The sequence below is a fragment of the Levilactobacillus sp. genome, assembly GCF_022646225.1.
GTDB lineage: Bacteria > Bacillota > Bacilli > Lactobacillales > Lactobacillaceae > Levilactobacillus > Levilactobacillus suantsaiihabitans.
Genome location: NZ_JALCJA010000006.1, coordinates 129750 through 144744 on the forward strand (window position 1 = coordinate 129750; position 14995 = coordinate 144744).

General features: G+C 55.6%; 13 protein-coding genes. 7 read left to right on the plus strand and 6 right to left on the minus strand.

The features are described from left to right. Positions 1-175 precede the first annotated feature (175 nt). The 4 genes from jag to LKH74_RS10870 all read left to right on the plus strand — a co-directional run bounded on the left by jag (position 176) and on the right by LKH74_RS10870 (position 5541). On the plus strand, positions 176-952 hold the full coding sequence (gene jag / locus LKH74_RS10855) for an RNA-binding cell elongation regulator Jag/EloR (protein WP_287788995.1): 777 nt from the start codon (positions 176-178) through the stop codon (positions 950-952). A 220-nt stretch (positions 953-1172) separates the two neighbouring features. Next, positions 1173-2567 carry a tRNA uridine-5-carboxymethylaminomethyl(34) synthesis GTPase MnmE gene (gene mnmE / locus LKH74_RS10860; RefSeq protein WP_135367798.1) on the plus strand — a complete coding sequence of 465 codons (1395 nt, stop codon included), beginning with the start codon at positions 1173-1175 and terminating at the stop codon, positions 2565-2567. A 535-nt stretch (positions 2568-3102) separates the two neighbouring features. Next, positions 3103-5013 (plus strand): tRNA uridine-5-carboxymethylaminomethyl(34) synthesis enzyme MnmG, encoded by a 1911-nt coding sequence (mnmG, locus tag LKH74_RS10865; protein ID WP_287788996.1) that lies wholly within the window; start codon positions 3103-3105, stop codon positions 5011-5013. Positions 5014-5289: 276 nt separating this feature from the next. Then, the gene (locus LKH74_RS10870) at positions 5290-5541 is read left to right on the plus strand and encodes a type II toxin-antitoxin system Phd/YefM family antitoxin (protein WP_287788998.1); all 252 of its coding nucleotides are present in this window, start codon (positions 5290-5292) and stop codon (positions 5539-5541) included. Here LKH74_RS10870 and LKH74_RS10875 read toward each other — a convergent pair. From LKH74_RS10875 to LKH74_RS10890, 4 genes are all read right to left on the minus strand, one after another. After that, positions 5538-6221, minus strand: coding sequence for a YjjG family noncanonical pyrimidine nucleotidase (locus LKH74_RS10875; protein WP_135367796.1), 684 nt, complete (start codon positions 6219-6221; stop codon positions 5538-5540). The two genes, LKH74_RS10870 and LKH74_RS10875, sit on opposite strands and share 4 nt — an antisense overlap. A 126-nt stretch (positions 6222-6347) precedes the next feature. Continuing rightward, positions 6348-6614, minus strand: coding sequence for a hypothetical protein (locus LKH74_RS10880; RefSeq protein WP_135367795.1), 267 nt, complete (start codon positions 6612-6614; stop codon positions 6348-6350). Between the two features lie 108 nt (positions 6615-6722). Further along, the gene (gene brnQ / locus LKH74_RS10885) at positions 6723-8066 is read right to left on the minus strand and encodes a branched-chain amino acid transport system II carrier protein (RefSeq protein WP_287789000.1); all 1344 of its coding nucleotides are present in this window, start codon (positions 8064-8066) and stop codon (positions 6723-6725) included. A gap of 278 nt (positions 8067-8344) precedes the next feature. Then, on the minus strand, positions 8345-8992 hold the full coding sequence (locus LKH74_RS10890; protein ID WP_287789001.1) for an NAD(P)-dependent oxidoreductase: 648 nt from the start codon (positions 8990-8992) through the stop codon (positions 8345-8347). A gap of 120 nt (positions 8993-9112) precedes the next feature. Here LKH74_RS10890 and LKH74_RS10895 point away from each other — a divergent pair, with 120 nt between their 5' ends. After that, complete coding sequence (locus tag LKH74_RS10895) at positions 9113-9664, plus strand: GNAT family N-acetyltransferase (protein WP_287789002.1); 552 nt, start codon at positions 9113-9115, stop codon at positions 9662-9664. Positions 9665-10079: 415 nt separating this feature from the next. On the opposite strand, the gene LKH74_RS10900 is transcribed toward LKH74_RS10895, so the two are convergent. Further along, positions 10080-10604 carry an acyl-CoA thioesterase gene (locus LKH74_RS10900; RefSeq protein WP_225428685.1) on the minus strand — a complete coding sequence of 175 codons (525 nt, stop codon included), beginning with the start codon at positions 10602-10604 and terminating at the stop codon, positions 10080-10082. A 175-nt stretch (positions 10605-10779) separates the two neighbouring features. Between LKH74_RS10900 and LKH74_RS10905 the strand changes: the two genes are divergently transcribed. After that, positions 10780-11988 (plus strand): condensation domain-containing protein, encoded by a 1209-nt coding sequence (locus tag LKH74_RS10905; protein WP_135367791.1) that lies wholly within the window; start codon positions 10780-10782, stop codon positions 11986-11988. Between the two features lie 778 nt (positions 11989-12766). Here LKH74_RS10905 and LKH74_RS10910 read toward each other — a convergent pair. Then, positions 12767-13960, minus strand: coding sequence for a multidrug effflux MFS transporter (locus tag LKH74_RS10910; protein WP_404819919.1), 1194 nt, complete (start codon positions 13958-13960; stop codon positions 12767-12769). A gap of 418 nt (positions 13961-14378) precedes the next feature. Here LKH74_RS10910 and lepB point away from each other — a divergent pair, with 418 nt between their 5' ends. Then, complete coding sequence (gene lepB / locus LKH74_RS10915; protein ID WP_135367789.1) at positions 14379-14972, plus strand: signal peptidase I; 594 nt, start codon at positions 14379-14381, stop codon at positions 14970-14972. Positions 14973-14995: the final 23 nt, after the last annotated feature.

Here is a 14995-nt window from a genome sequence, read left to right on the forward strand (position 1 = left end):
CCCGCCCACCGCATTCCAGTCCCATATTGGCCGAACGGTAGGCGACCAGCGCTCACCTTGAAGCTGTGAACGACAAACGCACTGGAAAATCTTGCCGCTGGGGGGAAAGCGCAACTGGTCGGTGGTCACGTATGGTATACTAAATTTTAGCGAAAAAGACATGGAGGAATGGACGATGACGATCTACACGGGGAAAACGGAAGCAGCAGCGATTGCTGCAGGCGTGGCGGCGTTAAACACCAGCCGCGACCAAGTGATAACAAAGGTGGTTGCGACCCCGCGTAAGGGCTTTTTAGGCATTGGTAAACGCGATGCGATGGTCGACGTCACGCTCAAACCGGTGGCCAAGGCCATGAAGCAGGCCAAAAAGGCCCAACCCCAACCTAAGCCACAGGTCCAACCGACTCCGGCCCCTGAGGCCGCAACAAAAGCGCCAGTGGCTCATCTTCAGCCGACGACCCCACAACCGACCGTGGACCCGGCCAAACGCCGTCAGCAACGTCAAGCGGCCATTGACGGCGTCCAGGACTACTTGGCCACAATCGTCGAGCAACTGGGCATTGACGCCACGTTAGACGTCGAAAACACGGCCCACCGACAGATTCACCTGGCCTTCACCACCGACAAGGAAGGCCTGTTGATCGGCAAGCACGGGCGGACCATCAACGCCCTGCAAAGTCTGGCCCAGTTGTATTTAAACCATCATGGCGCCGCACACGTGGACGTGGTACTGGACGTCGCCGGGTACCGGGAACGGCGGACGGCGACTCTGACCCGGCTGGCGGAAAGTACGGCCCGCGAGGTCGTGGCGACCGGCAAGCCGATTTATTTGGATCCGATGCCGTCATTTGAGCGCAAGCAGATTCACGCGGTCCTGGCCAAGAACCGCTACGTCAGCACTTATTCGGCCGGCAAAGAGCCGCACCGCGCGGTTGTGATCGAACCAGCATAGTTTAGGTTTGACAAATGCGCCGTTAGCCCTTATAGTGAAGACAATCATTCTTATCAAGTTTACGATAAAGTAGTGAAAGTACTTTATCCACGCAGAGTTAGGTGGCGTGGAGTGGGTGCTTTTTTTTATGGCGTTAAATGATACGCCCGGTGCGTTTGCCCACAGGAAGGGGGCATTCAGCCGCGTAAACGACGATAAACGACAAAAAGGAGGATGGCTCATGGCAGTCACGACCACAGAATTTGATACCATTGCGGCAATTTCGACCCCACCTGGTGAGGGGGGCATTGCCATTATTCGGTTGAGCGGCGAAGAAGTCTTTGCCGTTGCCGGAAAGTTGTTCAAGGGGGCTGACTTAACGAAGGTGGCCAGCCACACGATTCATTACGGCCACATCGTCGACCCAGAAACCAACGAAGAGGTGGATGAGGTCATGGTGACCGTCATGCGGGCGCCTAAGACCTACACCAAAGAAGACATCATCGAGATCAATTGTCACGGGGGCATCGTGGCCACCAACCGCATCTTACAGCTGTGCTTGAGCTACGGCGCGCGGTTGGCCGAACCCGGGGAATATACCAAGCGGGCCTTCTTGAACGGCCGGATCGATTTGACCCAAGCGGAATCCGTGATGGACCTGATTCGGGCCAAAACGGACAAGTCCATGAAGGTAGCTTTAGACCAATTAGATGGTGATCTGTCTAAGCTGATTCGAAATTTGCGTCAAGACATCCTGGATGCTCTGGCCCAAGTCGAGGTCAATATCGACTATCCCGAATACGATGACGTGGAAACGATGACCACCAAGATGTTGCTAGAAAAGGCCCAAGAGGTCCAAAAGCAAATCAAGGTCTTACTGGCCACCGCCAAGCAAGGCAAGGTCTTGCGCGAAGGCTTGGCCACGGCCATCGTCGGCCGCCCCAATGTGGGGAAGAGTAGCCTGTTGAACCATTTGTTGCACGAAGACAAGGCCATCGTGACCGACGTGGCCGGGACCACGCGTGACGTGATCGAGGAATACGTGAACGTCAAGGGCGTTCCGTTGAAGTTGATCGACACGGCGGGGATTCGTGACACCCAAGATAAGGTCGAAAAGATTGGGGTGGAACGTTCGCGCAAGGCCATCAACACGGCTGATTTGGTCATGCTGGTCTTAAACGCCAGTGAACCCCTGACCGACGAGGACCGCGAGCTGTTACAGGCGACGCAGGATACCCAACGGATTCTTATTTTAAACAAGACCGATTTACCAAATCAACTAGACATGGCAGCGGTCAAGGCTGAGGCGAAGGACAGCCCGATTATCGAGACGTCCATCTTGCAAAGTACCGGGATGGACCAGTTGGAATCAACGATCGCGCACCTATTCTTTGATGAGGGTATCGAGTCCAGTCAAAACACGGTGATGGTCACCAACGCCCGGCACATCGGGTTGCTGCACCAAGCCAGTGACGCCTTGACGGATGTGCAAAGCGGCATTGCGGCGGGGATGCCCGTCGACTTGGTCCAAATCGACATGACCCGCGCCTGGGACCTTTTGGGCGAGATCACCGGTGACAGCTACCAAGACGAGCTGCTCGACCAACTGTTCAGCCAATTCTGCTTGGGTAAATAACCCAAGGCAACAGCGGTGTGAGCTGGTCGCCTGTCGTGGCGCGCCAGTTGCCTGCGGCTGCCAGGAATTCTGCCTTCTATGGGGACCGATTCCAGCCAAAGGGCGGGCTTCCATCTCGCTTTGAAGCCCCGCAAACCACGGGTCTTCAAAGTCGTCCCACGCTGTAGACTGCCCCAAAACGGCAGTCAACACCGTTGTCACAGCTGGCGCCATTCCTGGCGGCCTCCGGCGACGATGGTGGCGTGAACGCGGTTATGTGGCCTGGCACTGGTCGACTCTAGTCAGTGTCAGTGACAGCGCCGTTAGTAGCCGAGAGTGAAGGCCAATATGGGCTCAGCCGTGGGAGTTCCCTTAGCAGCTTGCTGGTTAGGGAACTGGCGTCTTTGAGACGTGTTTTGCGGCTCAAAGCGCGCGCTCCAGCCCATATTGGGCGAACGGTAGGCGACCAGCACGGCACAAGGTAATTGAAACAAACTTAGAAACGTAAAAAGAGATCGTTTAACCGTTTAACGGCTAGACTTGGAGGGAAAGAACCATGACTGAAGTAATTGCATACCCCGGCCAGGACTACGACGTCATCGTCGTGGGGGCCGGTCATGCCGGCAGCGAGGCCGCCTTGGCCGCTGCACGGATGGGCAACAAGACCCTGTTAATGACGATCAACTTGGATATGGTGGCGTTTATGCCATGTAATCCATCCGTCGGGGGTCCTGCCAAAGGAATCGTTGTCCGCGAAATTGATGCATTGGGTGGCGAAATGGGCCGCAACATTGATAAGACCTACGTCCAGATGCGGATGCTCAACACCGGGAAAGGCCCGGCCGTCCGCGCATTGCGGGCCCAGGCCGATAAGCACGCCTACCACGCCGAAATGAAACACACTATCGAACGCGAACCTAACTTGACCCTGCGTCAAGGCATCGTGGACGATCTGATCGTGGAAGATGGCGTCTGCAAGGGCGTCATCACCAATACGGGGGCGCACTACAGCGCCAAGTCCGTGGTCATCGCGGCCGGCACCGCTGCTCGGGGCAAGATCATCATCGGGGAACTGATGTATTCTTCAGGTCCCAACAACTCCCAGCCAGCCACCAAGTTGACGGCCAATTTGCCCAAGTACGGCTTTGATTTGGAACGGTTCAAGACCGGGACGCCACCACGGGTCGACGGCAACACGATCCACTACGATGAGACCGAAGAACAGCCAGGGGATGTGGAACCGAACCACTTTAGTTTCACCACGCCTGACAGTGCTTACCTCGAATTAAAGAATCAGTTGTCGTGCTGGTTGACCTACACCAACCAAAAGACCCATGAGATCATCAAGGCCAATTTAGACCGCGCCCCGATGTTCACAGGGGTCATTGAAGGGGTCGGCCCCCGGTATTGCCCATCCATTGAGGACAAGATCGTGCGGTTTGCCGACAAGCCTCGGCACCAACTCTTCTTAGAGCCAGAAGGCCGCAACACCGATGAATGGTACGTTCAAGGCCTGTCCACGTCCATGCCTGAAGAAGTGCAACAAAAGATCTTGCACTCCATCAAGGGCCTCGAAGACGCGCAAATGATGCGGCCCGGTTACGCCATTGAATATGACGTGGTCGCCCCTTACCAATTGCGCCCAACGTTAGAGACCAAGCCGCTGAAGAACCTCTTCACGGCGGGGCAAACGAACGGGACGTCGGGGTACGAAGAAGCCGCTGGCCAAGGTCTCTTAGCCGGAATCAATGCCGGTTTGCGGGCCCAAGGCAAGCCAGGCTTTACCTTGAAGCGTTCCGACGCCTACATTGGGGTCATGGTCGATGACCTGGTCACCAAAGGCACCAAGGAACCTTACCGCTTGTTGACCAGCCGGGCCGAATACCGGTTGATCTTGCGGCACGACAACGCTGACTTACGGTTAACGGCCAAGGGACATGAGCTGGGCCTGATCAGTGACGAGCGTTACGCCGCCTTCTTAGCTAAAAAGGCCGCCCTTAAGGACGAAATCGACCGGTTGAACAGCATTCGGATTAAGCCAAGTGCCGAGATCAATGCGTTTATCGAAAGCCACGGAGACAAGCCGCTGCAGGATGGCGTCTTGGCTGCCGTCTTCTTACGCCGGCCTTACGTGGACTACCAAACGTTGTTGCAGTTCATTCCGGCCCCCGCCCAACCGTTGGACCGACACATCGTCGAGGAAATTGAAATCTCCTTGAAGTACGCCGGCTACATCAAGAAGGCCGAGGATAACGTCGCCAAGCTGAAGCGCATGGAGGCCAAGGCCATTCCAGCCAAGATCGACTACGATGCCATCGACGGTCTGGCCACGGAAGCCCACCAAAAGCTGAAGAAGATTCAACCCGAAACCCTAGCCCAAGCCAGCCGAATCAGTGGGGTCAACCCCGCCGACATCGCAATTTTGAGTGTGTACATTGAACAAGGAAAGATTGCTAAAGTAGATTAACCTGTCACTGAAAAAAAGACCTTTCTCCATAGCGGCTGAGCCGTGGTGGAGAAAGGCCTTTTTGTTATTAATTACTAATCGATAACTATTATTAATAATTACCAGTGATTATACAAAACTTTTACGGGTTCTTTGCACAAATGAAACATAAGTCCGGTAGACTTAGCGAAGTCGGGCGTCGCTGACGGCATTGGTTAGGGGAGGCGCCAGCATTTCTGGCGAACACCGCAATGCCGGCAGCAGCCCAATTGAGAACAGATTAGAGGGGGAGTTTAATTGAAACACTATACGCCGCTAGCCGCCCAGCAGGATCTGGAATTGATCCTGGCTGCCGTTCACCGCTTGCAAGAGACCGTGGTGATCACACCGACCGACGGCGACGACGCCAAGGCCGCGGTCATCATGCCCAAGAGCGAATGGGAGGCCTTGACACAGCTGGCATTTTTAGAACAACCGTTGCCGCCCCATTTGGCCCCAACGCCGCGGCGCTTTGAGCGAACGGACATGGACCGCATGGAGTGGGGTTAGGCCAACAGTAACCGCGCCAGGTCGCTAAAGTCGTGAGCCTCATAGGTCGGCACGACCGCGCTAGTGTTGGTCAGATGTTGCGGGTTGTACCAAACGTTGTCCAGCCCCGCATTGCGCGCACCCAAAATGTCGGATCGCAGGCTATCGCCAATCATCAAGGCGTTGTCACGGGTGAGCTGCGGATAGGCCGTGAAGATGGGCGCAAAGAAACGTTGATCGGGCTTATCATAGCCCAGGTCTTCGGAAATAAAGATCTGATCGAAGTACGGCGTGATGCCTGCTCCGGCCAGTCGGCTTTCCTGAACGGACTTGGTGCCGTTGGTGGCCACGATGATGGTCAGCCCCGCTTGTTTCAGGTGGGTCAAGAGGTCACTGGCGCCGGGGAGCGTGTAGTAGTTGTGGGCCAGCATGGCCTTATACTCACGTTCCAGGGCAATGCTGTCCACAGACAGTCCCACCGTCGCAAATGTCCGGGCAAACCGGGTATCTAGCAGCGGACCGCGGTCGGCGCCTTGTTCAATCTGATGCCAGATCTCATGGTTGATGGTCAGATAGGTCTGCATTAAGGAATCGATATCAGTGACCCCGTTTTCTTGGAAGATCTGCGTGATGCCTTCCGTTTCACCCCGGCTAAAGTCCAGGAGGGTATCGTCTAAGTCAAAGATTGCGTATTTTTTCATGCGGGTCACCTTTCAGAAATGTTTTACTGAGTTTAGCATACAATGGGAGCCACAAGCAAAACGAAAAAGCCCCAACGCAGCCAGGCACACAAGTGCTGGGTTGCGTTGGGGCTTTTTTACGTTGCGTTAAGCGTGGCCACCAATGATGAAGGCTTTAGCGACCGAGGCCACGAGATAAATGACCTGAATGGCAAGGTCGATGCGGTTGAGTGGATTCGTGTCCGCGCTGCTTTCGAAGACGTTGAAATGGATCATCGCTGTGATCAGCGAGCTAAAACATAGAAAGGCCACGACCACGGGGTTGGGTACCAGCAACATGGCCAGTAACATGACCACGGTTAGAATCGTGACGCCGATCTTGAGCGGGGTTGTAGGGTAACGTACTTGAGTCATCCGGTTCACCTCATTTCATCTGACAATCGTCTGAGAAGAATTATAAATTAATTATATTTTATCAGATATTCTCATAAAATGAAATGATAAATGTCCGTGATTGTTAGTTTAACTTGATTTACGGTCTAATAGTTTGCTCATGAACCAGCCACACAGACACCCTATCAGTGCAGGGACGACCCAACTGAAGCCCCGAGCGGCCAGCGGGAGTCGGGCATTGACGGTCAAGATGGCCTGGGCCCAACCGGCGTGTTGCCAAGTTGCAGGCAGGGCGGCGACAGCGGAAAAAATCGCCGGAATCAGCGTGAAGAGCATCCCCAGGCCATACAACCAGCGGCTGGTCCCCAACAGCGGGGAGAGGACCGCTAAGGCAATCAAAACGATGGCCAGCGGGTACAGGAACATCAGAACCGGCGTCGAGTAGCTGATCAGCTTAGTCAGCCCAACGTTAGCAAACAAACACGGCAGGATACTGGCCAACGCAATCAGCCAGGCGTAAGAAATCCGCGGGAACATCCCGTGGAGCGTGTCACCAAAGGCCGAGATCAGACCAATCGCCGTTTTCAAGCAGGCCACGATCACCAGCAGGGCCAATAAGAGATTGCCGAAGGTCCCGAAGTAGTGGTTGGCGATCTGCGCCAGGGTGATGCCGCCGTTTTCGGCCAGACTGAATTTGCCCAGACTCATGGTCCCCATTAATGCCAGCAGCGTGTAGATTACACCCATCAAGGCCACGCAGATGATGCCAGCCTTGATCACGTCTTTGGCGATTTGACCAGGTTCGGTCACACCGAGTGCGCGAATGCTATCGATGACCACGATGCCAAAGGCCAGTGAGGCCAAGGCATCCAGGGTGTTGTAACCCTCCGTGAACCCGGTCGCCACCGGACTGGCCACGTAAGCGCCGCGAGCCGCAAAGCCGAAGCCGCCCATCGGTTTGAGGAAGGCCGCGAGCATCAGTAGGCCCAGTAAAATCAGGAACAACGGCGTTAGCCATTTACCAATGTAAGTCATCAGCTTGCCGGGGTTGCGGGCCAGCCACCAGGCTAACGCGAAAAACGCAATGGAAAAGCCGGCTAGGACCCAGCCTTGTTGGGCGGTGGGCACGAACGGTGCCAGCCCGATTTGAAAGGACGTGGTCGCCAGCCGTGGCAGGGCAAAGAACGGGCCCACGGTGAGGTAGAGCAGAATCGTGAAGGCGTAGGCAAAGGGCCGATTGACCTTTGTTGCCAGGTCAAAGACGCCTTCACTGCGCGTCATACCGATTCCGGCGACCCCTAGCAGGGGCAACCCGATCCCCGTCAACAGGAGCCCGACGACCGCCGCGCCGACGTGATGACCGGCTTGTTGGCCCAGGTAGACGGGAAAAATCAGGTTGCCGGCCCCAAAGAACAGGCCAAAGAGCATCATGCCAATGAAGAGCATCTGACGCCAAGTTAATTTCGTTTTCAAAGTCATCGCAACTTTCTATATTAAGTTTTTCTGGTGACTAGCATACCAAAAAATGCCGCGCGATGATACGGTGGCATGGTGAAAACAGGCCGTCTACGGTTCGCTGAAGGGGGATGGCACTAACTGCTGGTTGATCCCCGTTTTTTCAGCGGTAGCCCCCAGGCCAACCGGGTTAGTCAAAACAAGCCTGGGCCAAAGCCTCCCAGGCTCGTTCGCGTCACTTTTACCTAGCTGAAACGTGGGCCAACAGGCAGCCTGTTGGCCCACTCTCTATGGAACTATTTATCAGCGACAGTAAAGCGCGTCTGGTGGTGTTGCGGGCGTTCCAGTTCGTCGAGTAAGGTCACGGCCATGGTGCTGGTACTGGTACCGGATTGCTTGGCGGCGTTGACCAACAGGTCGTTGGTGCCCAAGAGTGCGGGAACCGCTTCGCCGGGGTGGAAATCCGCGGCCGGTGAGACGCCAAACCAGTTGACGTTGTCGACGTCCCGCAGGAAATTCAGTTCCTTGAGCTGGTTTTGCGGGACCTGAATGAAGTCGGCGGCGTGGGGGTCCTTTTCCAGGTCACGGACGAACAGATGATGGTCTGCCCCCGTAAACAGGCTGCCGGCACCTAAGATAAAGGCGACCCGCGGCGTCGTGGTGTCGCGCAGTTGCGCCACCAGGTGGGCGGCCAGGTCAACGTGTAAGTAGGCCTTGGTAGGTGCGGTCGCAAAGGCGTCGACCACGGCATCGACCGCTGTGAGATCCGCTGCCGTGAGCGCAAAGGCGTCGGTGACTTGGGTTGTGAGGTTGGCGTTAGTGCCCAAGGCGGCTAATTTGGCCGTCGACCGAGCGACCGCCACCACTTGGTGTCCCCGTCGTAAAGCTTCCGCAACAACTGCAGAACCGGCCATCCCGGTGGCCCCAATTACCATAATTTTCATAGCGTATGTCCTCCTTTAAGAGCTGGGTTCAGTATAGGCTAGATGGTGGTGGCCGCCAACTATTTTGGCTTGGCGCGGACCTGTGGTAGAGTGGGAACAAACACACAGGGGGTCAGGATGATGAAAGACGTGGTTCAGGGAAATTTGGTCCATTTAACGGAAATGCGTGACGGGGATGCCGAATGGCTCCAGGATACGCAATGGGAGGACGGCCTCTTGCGAAATTTGTCGGCGGATGCCTTTCACCCGTGGACGGCGGCGGAATACAGTGAGCTAGCGGCCGAGCCCGACAACAATGAGCGGTTTTTCTTCATGATTCGGGCCAACGCCGATGACGGCCTGCTGGGGTGGGTCGTGCTCGATGACGTGTACTTTAAGAACCGCCGCGCCACGCTGGGCATTGCCCTGCCCGTCGTCAGTGACCGGGGACAAGGCTTTGGCGAGGACGCGTTGAACACGATTCTGTCGTTTGCCTTTAACGAATTAGGCCTGCACAAGGTCACGCTCGAGGTCAACGCCAACAATCTAGCCGCCATTCACGCCTACGAGGCGGTCGGCTTCGTGCGTGAAGGCGTCAACCGCGAGGGCGTGTTTCAGGATGGCCGCTGGCTGGACCTCTACAGCTACGGTATCTTGGACCGCGAGTGGCAGAGCGCCCAGGTGCTTAAATAGAGTGTGCCAACAGGCGGTTAACTGGCGAGCATTAACGGTGCTAGGCGGATAATCCTGGTTTTGGATTATTTGCCTAGCAGGGTTAAGCGGAACCAGTTGCCTGTTGGCGCACGTTTCGGCCATGAGGCCACTTTGAGACGTGAACTTCAGCTCAAAGCGAGGCGTCGAGACCGTCCTTTGGCTCGACCCATCCGCTCTAGTGCGCCAACCCATATTTGGCGAACGGTAAGCGGCCAGTTCCCGCTACGAAGCTGTCAACGAACAATCTTAACGCCATGAGTCGCATGATCACAATAGTTTCAGTTGATTTCGTCTTTCAGCTTTCAGCAGATTAAATAAAACTAGCGCAGTGCCAGGCAAGGTCCTGGTACCGCGCTAGTTGTCGTTTGAATTCGTGATGTTTCACATGAAACAATTACATTGGCCACGGTGAAGAGACCGTGACGTGGGCGTTTAGACCGCGTTGTTCGATGCGGCGTTCCTTACGTTGGGCAGTTCGTTTGGCATAGCCGGCGCAGATGTAACGCTGCTCGGCGGTGACGGGGAGCATGTCTGGCAACGGGTCACTCGCCGTGGGGTCCTCGATCACGTAGGTAATAAAGCAGGTGTAGCCAACGAAGCGCTCGCCGGTCGTCAGGTTTTCGCCGATGATCTTCACGAAGACCTCCAGCGACCGCGTGCCAGTCCCCGTGACATAGGCTTCCAGGAACATGGAGTCGTCCAGGTGAAAGGGCCGCAGAAAGCTGACGTGGTCAAAGGAGGCCGTGACCACGGTCTTGTGGGTCAACCGCACGGCGGCCACGGAGGCGCTGTCATCGACCAACGAGAGAATCTTACCACCGAAGACGGAGTCATGTTCATTTAAATCGGGCTGAAATACCCGGTGGCTGGTCACGATAAGCGTGGCGTTACAGGAGACGGGTGCTGCTTGATTTGCCAAAAAGGTCACCTCATTCATTTTTTCTGATCCCATTCTAACAGAGTCACCCGCAAACGGCGACCCCAACGAAAAGTTACGGGTTAATTAATTTTTTGCAATATCTGAGTAAAATGCTGCGGCTCGTCCCGGCAACTTTGCTATACTGTGGGTAAAATTAGCAAGGAGGGGTGTTAGCATGATCTATCATGGCGAACCGTTGGACTTGATGCCAACGCTAGATTTGGCGGAAACGTATCCGTTACTCGAGTGTACACTGAGTTTGACGCACCCCATTGACGTGGCCCGGTTGAAGACCGCGATTGCCACGACGCAAACGGTGGTCCCGCAGGTGTTGGGTCGCTACAATTTACGCTGGAACCGATTCGAAGTCGAGGCCAGCGCCTTAGATCAGGTGATCGAAGAATTTACGGCCGCCCATGATCCCGGCCGCGCCGCTCTCGACGTCTTGGCGGGGCCACAACTGAAGGTCCAGGTGCTCCACCATCCCGATTACGATGCGTTGCGGATTTCCATGAGCCGCCTGTTAACGGACGGCGAGGGTTTCAAACACTACCTGTACCTGCTCGCCGCCGCCTATGACGGGCAAGACCTGGCCAACTTTACCAATGAGCGCAGCGTGCGAAAAATTTTAAACCACCTGCGCCATCCCCATCGGGCCTTGCCCAGCCTCAACGGCAACTCCGATGAGACTTTCCCGCGTCTTCGGGGCGACGTGCACCATCACCGCGGTGAAGCCACAATTCCGCGCGTGGTTAGTCGGCGGTTGCGCCAGCGGACCCAGTCGGAAAATGTGACCATGAACGCCGTGTTGTTGTCGGCCTATGCCTTGGCGCTCTTTGCGTTGACCGGCGAGAGTCGCTTGGTGATCCCGTATCAAGTGGATCTGCGTCTGCACGGGCCCGTCGCGGCGACCAACGTGGTCCAAGTGGCCAACCTGACCAGTGAAATGCCGATTCCCATTACCGTCCAAACGGGCGATCAACTGGCCGATGTGGTTCAGCGCACGCAAGCGACCATCACCCAACTCCGAGATGAGCTGGCCTATTTGCCACCATTGGTTGAGTTAAACCGCATGAGCCGCGCACTGCCACCTCAACTGGTGCGCCGGTTGGCGGGGAAGCACCGGCCTCAAGCGGCTATCTCCTTTGCCAATTTTGGGCATATTGACCACACGCGCCTGCGCTTTGGTGAGACCAGCGTCAGCCAGATCTACTTTGCGGGCGCCTACCGCACGATGCCACATTTCCAACTGACCGTTAGCGTGTACCACGATGCGTGGACTTTGGCCTTTCGCATGCTGGGGTCAGAACCGGATTACCAGCTGGGCATCAAGATCCTGAAAAACGTGGTGGCCCAGCTGACCCAGTGGGGCCGCGGCCATTAAAGTTGCGATACAGTCCGTGCTGGTCGCCTTACCGTTACGTGAAATTCTAGGCTGGAACGCTGGGGAAGGACCGGTCCAAGCCCCAGACCCGGTCTTGGCCCTTGATTTGAGCCGAAAAACACGTCTCAAAGTCACCAATTTGCCAGCCAAGAGCGCTGTCAAATTCCCCGGCTGAGCCTAGATTTCACTTCACTCTCGGCTACGTAGCGGGGGCAATGAACGCTGGCTCAATTCCGTCGTCATTGCCGCGTGGTGATCTGACCAGTAGATCTATGCTAGCCGTCGCTGGCAACCACCACCGTAGCCGAGAGTTCGCTAGAGATGAGTTCAGCTGTGGGAGTTCCCTTAGTGGCGCGGTTTACGGCACTTAGGGAACTGGCAACTTGGAGACGCGTACCATCGGCTCCAAGTTGAGGGTCAAGACCGCTCTTTGGCTTGACCCGCCGCCCTCAGCGTTCCAACTCATCTCTAGCGAACGGTAAGGCGCCAGCGCGGCGAGTGTTGCCAGGCAGGGTACTTTGATGAATAACAGAAAAAACGTCCGAACACCTAGGCTGGTGTTGCGGACGTTTTTAAGTTTAAGCTGATAAGTTTACCGCGCCGTGGGGGGAGTGCTAAGAAGGAGGCGGTATCCTTAACGTTGTCTGTACGTGTAGTGTAGCATGGTTTTCCCACGCTGTGTGGTTTGACGCTTGAAAAGTCGCCCAGTCGCAGCGAAGTGGCTAAAAAGGCCCGTGGTTAAGCGGATTAACTTAACCAACGACACCGAATTAGGTGCTTAGGCGTGACGGGTGTGGGCTTGGAAACGGACCAGGCCCAACGCCCCGACGTTGCAGACCAACAACATGGTTGCCATGGCCGCGTACGAACTGCCGGACAGTCCGACCAGCGGAGAAGCCAGTCCACCGCAGGCATTTTGCGCCAACCCGATGACGGCCGATGCGCCCCCGGCATTGCTGGTGGCTTGGTCCATGATGATGGTGACCGTCAGCGTGAGCAGCGCGCCGATCAGGATGACCAGCGCTAGGACCAAGACGCTGACGACCCAAACGTTGGCCGGGAAGAGCAAAGTCGCTAGCAAGACGGCACTCACCACGGCCGCGAGGGTCAAGAGGCTGGTGACCTGTTGGCGGTTAGAGAAGCGTTTAGCCAGCTGACCGGGCAGGTTACTGCCGACGACGATGCCCAGCCCATTGAAGGCGTACAGCAGGCTAAACGTTTGCGGTGCCAGGCCAAATCCCGTTTGGAACACAAAGGTCGAGGCGGAAATGTAACTGAAAAGGCCGCCGTAAACCAGACCCGTGGCCAGAATCAACGGCCAAAAGGCGGGTTGAACGACCAATTTGCCCATGGCCGTCAGTGAAGTGGCAAAGCCCCCAGTTTGGCGTTTGGCAACGGGCAGAGATTCGTGTAGGCCCAAAGCTACGGCGAGCGCAATGGCCCAGCCAATCAGCGCCAGCAGGATGAAGATGGCTTCCCAATCGACGTAGTGGATCATAAAGCCCCCAATGATGGGCGCGATGATGGGAAAGACCCCATTGACGGTGTTGAGCAGCGCATAGAACCGCGTGAGCTTTTTGCCGGAGAAGAGGTCGCGGGCCACCGCTCGGGCGAGGACCTGCCCCGTGGCGCCGGCCAGTCCCTGGATAAAACGCAAGATGATCAACAACGTGATCGAATGAATGAACGCCATGGCTAAAGAGACCAGTCCGAAGATCACAAAGCCCGTGATCAGCGGCTTGCGGCGGCCGTATTGGTCGGACAACGGCCCGGCGATCAGTTGACCCAAAGCCAGCCCAATCAAACAGGCGGTGATGCTCAGCTGCATCAGTGAGGCGTTGGTCGCAAATTGGACCTTCATTTGGGGCAAGGCTGGCAGATACAGATCAATGGCCAGCGGACCGGTCGCACTCACGGTCCCGAGTAACAGCGTCAGCCAAATTTGGCGGCGACGAGAAAGCGTAGGATTCAAAAGCAGTCAGCCTTTCATATAAAATTGCGAATATTGTGGTGGTGCGGGCAGGCGAAACTGCCGCAGAATCAAAACGCGAACGCAGATGGATAGTTAAGTGAAAGTGTTAGCCATCTGCGGGAATTCGCTTAATTTTCTTATTATTGCTGGAAATGGCCAAATTTGCAAGGGCTGGTGCGGTCGTCATCAAAAAGTAATATTGATTAGTCAAGGAGTTGACACCCCGGCAGACTGGGAAATGACCCCGGTTAGCGAGTGGCAGATATTTCAGCTGGATTAAATTCAGCGAAAACGTAGGCGTTTCAGTCAGTAAATGGTAAGATTATACTCGACCCCTGCGCTACGGAAAAGTTTTCCTCCGGCTGGTGGGGGTGTATGATAACACTATATGAATATCTGAATATTAAGGAGCTGCAACATGAAAGCATTAAAGGAAGTTATGAGTTGGATCATTCCCGTGATTATCGGGTTGGCCATTGCCTTTGCGATTAAGTCCTTCGTCTTTACCCGGGTGCGGGTCGATGGGCCATCGATGGAACCGAACCTGCAAAACAACGAAAAGGTCTTTGCCTGGAAACAAGCCAAGGTCAAGCACTTGAGCGTCATTGTCTTTGATGCCCACGGCGAAGATCCATCCGCCAAGGTCAACACCAACTACGTCAAGCGGGTCATTGGTCTGCCAGGGGACACCGTGACGAGCAAGAACGGATACATCTACGTTAACCACAAGAAGATCAACCAAAGCTTCATTTCCAAGAGCGAGCGGACTTCGGGGACGGGTAACTGGACGTTAGCCAGTCTGCAGAAAACGCAGAAGTGGAACGACGGCAAGGCCATCACTAAGGTCGTCCCTAAAGGGAAATACTTCGTGTTAGGTGACCACCGGAGCGTTTCCAACGATAGCCGTTACTGGGGCTTCGTCGACAAGGACAAGGTCTTAGGCGTGGTCAAGGTGCCATTCTGGGCATCCAACAAGACGCGCCGTGCAAACGTTAATTCATTGGCTTACTAAATTGCATGAAGGACTGTGGCAGA

Bases quoted from the DNA above. Each gene is read 5' to 3' on its own strand.
- LKH74_RS10875 (WP_135367796.1), bottom strand. From the start codon at position 6,221: ATGAAAAAATACGCAATCTTTGACTTAGACGATACCCTCCTGGACTTT.
- jag (WP_287788995.1), top strand. From the start codon at position 176: ATGACGATCTACACGGGGAAAACGGAAGCAGCAGCGATTGCTGCAGGC.
- LKH74_RS10880 (WP_135367795.1), bottom strand. From the start codon at position 6,614: ATGACTCAAGTACGTTACCCTACAACCCCGCTCAAGATCGGCGTCACG.
- mnmG (WP_287788996.1), top strand. From the start codon at position 3,103: ATGACTGAAGTAATTGCATACCCCGGCCAGGACTACGACGTCATCGTC.
- LKH74_RS10890 (WP_287789001.1), bottom strand. From the start codon at position 8,992: ATGAAAATTATGGTAATTGGGGCCACCGGGATGGCCGGTTCTGCAGTT.
- LKH74_RS10895 (WP_287789002.1), top strand. From the start codon at position 9,113: ATGAAAGACGTGGTTCAGGGAAATTTGGTCCATTTAACGGAAATGCGT.
- lepB (WP_135367789.1), top strand. From the start codon at position 14,379: ATGAAAGCATTAAAGGAAGTTATGAGTTGGATCATTCCCGTGATTATC.
- LKH74_RS10905 (WP_135367791.1), top strand. From the start codon at position 10,780: ATGATCTATCATGGCGAACCGTTGGACTTGATGCCAACGCTAGATTTG.
- mnmE (WP_135367798.1), top strand. From the start codon at position 1,173: ATGGCAGTCACGACCACAGAATTTGATACCATTGCGGCAATTTCGACC.